The 4,444-nt window shown below is 69.4% G+C and carries 5 protein-coding genes; all 5 read left to right on the top strand.

What is annotated here, in order from left to right; translation table 11 throughout:
- Nucleotides 1-764: ABC transporter substrate-binding protein (locus ACWF94_RS34505; RefSeq protein ID WP_453497819.1), on the top strand; the 764-nt coding region annotated here is incomplete at its 5' end.
- A 20-nt stretch (nt 765-784) separates the two neighbouring features.
- The gene (locus ACWF94_RS34500; protein ID WP_453497816.1) at nt 785-1,657 is read left to right on the top strand and encodes a branched-chain amino acid ABC transporter permease; all 873 of its coding nucleotides are present in this window, start codon (nt 785-787) and stop codon (nt 1,655-1,657) included.
- A gap of 7 nt (nt 1,658-1,664) precedes the next feature.
- Nucleotides 1,665-2,753 carry a branched-chain amino acid ABC transporter permease gene (locus tag ACWF94_RS34495; RefSeq protein ID WP_453497813.1) on the top strand — a complete coding sequence of 363 codons (1,089 nt, stop codon included), beginning with the start codon at nt 1,665-1,667 and terminating at the stop codon, nt 2,751-2,753.
- Nucleotides 2,750-3,616 carry an ABC transporter ATP-binding protein gene (locus ACWF94_RS34490; RefSeq protein WP_453497810.1) on the top strand — a complete coding sequence of 289 codons (867 nt, stop codon included), beginning with the start codon at nt 2,750-2,752 and terminating at the stop codon, nt 3,614-3,616. The genes ACWF94_RS34495 and ACWF94_RS34490 overlap by 4 nt, the downstream gene beginning before the upstream one ends.
- Nucleotides 3,616-4,329: an ABC transporter ATP-binding protein gene (locus tag ACWF94_RS34485; RefSeq protein WP_453497808.1), complete on the top strand. Its 714-nt coding sequence runs from the start codon at nt 3,616-3,618 to the stop codon at nt 4,327-4,329. The genes ACWF94_RS34490 and ACWF94_RS34485 overlap by 1 nt, the downstream gene beginning before the upstream one ends.
- Nucleotides 4,330-4,444: the final 115 nt, after the last annotated feature.

Genomic DNA, 4,444 nt, shown 5'->3' with positions numbered 1-4,444 from the left:
TCCAGATCCCGAGCTACGCACCCCTCGCCGCCCAGCTCGCGCAGTACGCCGTCGAGACCAAAGGTCTGAAGCGGGTGGCGATCGCGTACAGCGACGACTCCGTCGGCAAGCCGACGCTGTCCGGGGCCAGATGGCAGCTGAAGCAGATGGGTCTCGAACCCGTCGCCGAGGTGAGCTACGTCCCCACCGCCGCCGACCAGTCCGCACTCGCCGCGAAACTCAAGGCGTCGAAGGCCGACTTCGTCATCATCAACAACACGGCGCCCGTCATCTCTCAGGTCTTCAAAGCCACCGACAAGATCGGCTACCAGCCGCAGTGGGGCTCGGTCTGGGCGGCCCTCAACAAGAATCTGATCGAACTGAGCGGAGGCGCGCTCGCCAAGGAGAACATCGTGTTCTCCTCGCCTTTCGTCCTCGGTGACTCCCCCGCCGCCAAGGAGTTCCGCGACGTCCTGGGCCGGCACAAGCCCAAGGCGGATGTCACGGACATCATGGTGATGCTCGGCTGGACCAGCGCCACCGTCTGCCACCAGATCCTGGAGCGCGCGATCGACGCGGCGGGCGGAAAGGTGCCCACGCGCCGGCAGGTCGTCGCCGCGATGCCGGGACTGACCCATGACGACGCGTACATCAAGGGCCTGAAGTGGACGGAGGAGAACCACAGCGGTCAGCGCAAGGCGAACATCATCGGTCTCAAGAACGGGAAGTTCGTGCCGCTCACCGACTTCCTTGAGCTGCCCGCCGCGCCGGAACCGCAGGACTGAGCGGATACGGGAGACCCACCATGTTTCTCTTCCAGGCCAGCCTGGTCTCGGGCATCGTCAGCGGGCTGATCTTCGCGCTCGCCGGTATCGGACTCATCGTCATCTACCGGGTGTCGGGTTACGTCAGCTTCGCCCAGGGCGACATCGCCGCGGTGGCCCTCTACTTCGGGTACTGGCTCCACGAGGGCGGCGTGCCCTATGTGCTGGTCGCGCTGGCGACCGTGTGCATGGGCGCGCTGACCGGGGGCCTGATCGGCCGGTTCGTCGTCGTCCCGCTGGAACGGTTCGGGCTGCTGACGGCCGCCATGGCCACCATCGGGGTGGGTGTGCTGCTCCAGGGCCTGGAGAACCACTTCCTGGGAGCGGACGCCCGCGCGTTCCCCTCGGCGGGCGAAGGCACCGTGCTCTCCGTCGGCTCGGTCAGCCTGTCCACCGCCGATGTCGTTTCGTTCGTCGTGTGCGGACTGGCGGTGGCGCTGCTGAGCGTGGGCTTCCGCCGGTCCCGGACCGGGATCGCGATGCGGGCCGTGCACGACAACCCCGCGGCGGCGGAGGTCCTGGGGCTCCGCGCGGTCACACTCAAGCGGGCGAGCTGGGTCGTCGCCGGCGGACTCGCCGGCCTGTGCGGCCTGTTCATCGCGCCGGTGTACGCGCTCACTCCCACCAGCGTCAACAGCATCCTGGTCTTCGGGTTCTGCGCGATCGTCATCGGCGGCTTCGACAGCATCCCCGGTGCGGTCGTGGCCGGGATGATCATCGGGGTCACCACCAATCTGACGGCTGCCTACATCAGTCCGGAGCTGGTCACGACCCTGCTGTTCGCCACCCTGATGACCGTGCTGCTCCTCCGTCCCCACGGGCTCTTCGGCCGTCGGCCGATCGCCCGAGTCTGAAGGCATCATGACCAGTACTGTCACACCACCGTCCGCCTTCCCACCCGGAAAGCCCGCCTCCGGGCCGTCCCCCCAGCCGTCTCCGTCCGAGAAGCGGCTCCGTACCCGGGCCTCGCTGGCGTCGGGCCGGGGCGGCCTGCTGCCACTGCGCCTCGGCTCGCTCCTGGTACTGGCCGCGGTGGTCGTCGCCGCAGGCTCCCTGGGCGACGCCACCCTGCGCTACTCCCTGACCATCGGCACGGTGTACGCGATCGCCGTGCTCGGCAACAATGCGATCAACGGCACGCTGGGCGAGATCAATCTCGCGGCCGGCGCCTTCATGGCCATCGGCGCGTACACCATGGCCTGGGGGCTCAACCGGGGCTGGTCCCTCATCGCGTCCCTGGCGCTGGTGATCGCGACAAGCGTGGTCATCGGCGCGCTGGTCGCGATACCGACGGTCCGGCTGACGGGCATCTTCACGGCACTCGCCACCTTCACCCTCGCGTTCGCGATCCCGGATCTCGCGGTCTGGATGTCGGGGGTGACGGGAGGCGAGGCCGGTACGGCGGTGCCCCCGGTGACGCTGGGCGGCACCCTGCTGGACGGCTCGTCGCAGGCCATGCTGCTCACGGTGTCCGTTCTCTTCGTGGTCCTCGCCGCCGTCAATCTGCTGCTGTTCTGCCGGGGTACGGGCATGACCCTGCTGCTGGTGGGCGAGGCAACGCCCGCAGCGCAGGTCTTCGGGATGCACGTACGGCTCGTCAAGGTCGCGGTATGGACCTGGGCCACGCTGCTCGGAGCGCTCGCGGGGGCCGCGTACGGACTGACCGTCGGCTTCCTCAACCCAACGGTGTTCGTGGTCTTCCTGTCGATCTCGCTGCTGGTGGCGGGGCTGGTCGGCGGTGCCCGCAGCGTCACGGGCGCATGGCTGGGCGGGCTGCTGGTCGGGACGCTGCCGCAGAACATCCAGTCGGTCGTCCCGGCGTCCTCCACGGGGATCGTCTTCGGAGCCGTACTCCTGCTCGCCCTGCTGACCGGCCGCAGCGGGATCGGCGGCATCATCGACCGGGGCCTGGCGGCCTTCTCGACCCGCACGCTCCGGAGAAAGCCATGAACCAGACAAACGCGGATAGGGACACGGACACGGGCATGGTCAATGGCACGGACACGGGCATGGTCAAGGGCACGGACACGACGCCCTGGCTCAGGGCCGACGGGCTCGCCATCTCCTTCGGGGGCGTCAAGGCTCTCGACGATGTGGACATCACCCTGGAGCCGGGCGCACGGCTGGGCCTGATCGGCCCCAACGGCAGCGGAAAGACCACACTGCTGAATGTCCTCAGCGGGGTGTACCGGGCGAGCGCGGGCAGCATCGTCATCGGCTCGAAGGAGATGATCCGCACCGGTCCCGGCGCCCGCGCGCGACGCGGAGTCGTACGGACCTTCCAGCATCCGCAGCTCGCGCCGTCGCTGACCATCCTGGAGAACACGGTCATCGGCGCGCGTCTCGGCCGACGCTTCACCGGCTCGAAGGGCGGCGGCGAGCTGCGCCGGCGCGCGGTCGAGACGCTGGAACTCTTCGGCTGCGGCGGTCATCTGCACCATCTGCCGGACGAAGCCCCGTACGGCATCCGGAAGATGGCGGAGGTCGCCCGAGCGGCCGTCGCCGATCCCCCGGTCATGCTCCTGGACGAACCGGCAGCGGGCCTCAGCGCTCAGGATCGGCAGGAACTGGTCGAGGCGCTCAAGGAGTTCGGGCAGCGCCGTCCCCGTACCGCGCTCTGTCTGGTCGAGCACGATGTCCCGCTGGTCTCCAGCCTCTGCGACCGGCTGATGGTGCTGAACGCGGGACGGCTGCTCAGCAGGGGCGATACGGAGGCGGTGCTGGGCAACAGCGAGGTACGGGCGGCGTATCTGGGCTCGGCGGCCGCGCCGTCGCAGGCGGAGCGAACTCCCGGAGAGAAGGTGCTGGACTGATGCTGGAGATCAAGGACCTCAGCGGCGGCTACCGGCCGGGCGTGACCGTGGTGGAGAACATCGGCTTCACCGTCGACAGCGGGCGCGCCGTGGGCCTGATCGGGCGGAACGGCGCGGGCAAGACCTGTCTGGCGCAGTCGCTCATCGGCGTACTGCCGCCGCACGGCGGGAGCGTCCGGCTGGGCGGCACCGATCTGACCCGGATGGGACCGCGCGAGCGGATCCGCCACCGTCTCGCACTGGTCCCGGAGGGCAGGATGGTCTTTCCGCAACTGACTGTCCGGGAGAACCTCGACATGGCCGCCTTCGGGGCCGGTCTCAGGCTCACAGCCGACCGGCTCAGCCGGGTCCAGGACATCTTCCCGATCCTCGCCCGCAAGGCGGGCGCGCAGGCGGGGACAATGAGCGGCGGCGAGCAGCAGTGGCTGGCGCTGGGGCGGGCGCTGGTGCAGGAGCCGAGGGCGATCGTGCTCGACGAGCCGTCGCTGGGACTGTCTCCGGTGGCCATCGCCGATCTCGCCGAATCGCTGCTGACCATCCGCGCACAGGGGGTGGCGCTGGTGCTGATGGAACAGAATCCGCACCTGCTGGAACGGCTCTGCGACGCCGTGTTCCTGCTGGACCAGGGACGGGTGTCGTCCTCGCTGGATCTGTCGGACCAGGGCGGGAGCCGACTGGTCGAGGCCGCGTATCTGGGCGCCGCGCAGGACTGACGGGCCCGGACGGTTCAGGGCCCGGCGGGCGGCGTACGGGAGGGCAGCGGGACGGACCGAAAGGATACGGAACGGTCCGGTGGAAGAGGGCCCGGCCCAGGATTCATGCCTGGGC

The sequence above is a fragment of the Streptomyces sp. NPDC055078 genome (genome assembly GCF_053607985.1).
The sequence above is the reverse complement of the archived record's forward strand: the minus strand, read 5'-3'. Positions and strand labels throughout refer to the sequence as shown.

What these genes read in the sequence shown, in the direction of transcription:
- ACWF94_RS34490 (WP_453497810.1), top strand. Translation starts at nt 2,750, where the DNA reads ATGAACCAGACAAACGCGGATAGGGACACGGACACGGGCATGGTCAAT.
- ACWF94_RS34485 (WP_453497808.1), top strand. Translation starts at nt 3,616, where the DNA reads ATGCTGGAGATCAAGGACCTCAGCGGCGGCTACCGGCCGGGCGTGACC.
- ACWF94_RS34500 (WP_453497816.1), top strand. Translation starts at nt 785, where the DNA reads ATGTTTCTCTTCCAGGCCAGCCTGGTCTCGGGCATCGTCAGCGGGCTG.
- ACWF94_RS34495 (WP_453497813.1), top strand. Translation starts at nt 1,665, where the DNA reads ATGACCAGTACTGTCACACCACCGTCCGCCTTCCCACCCGGAAAGCCC.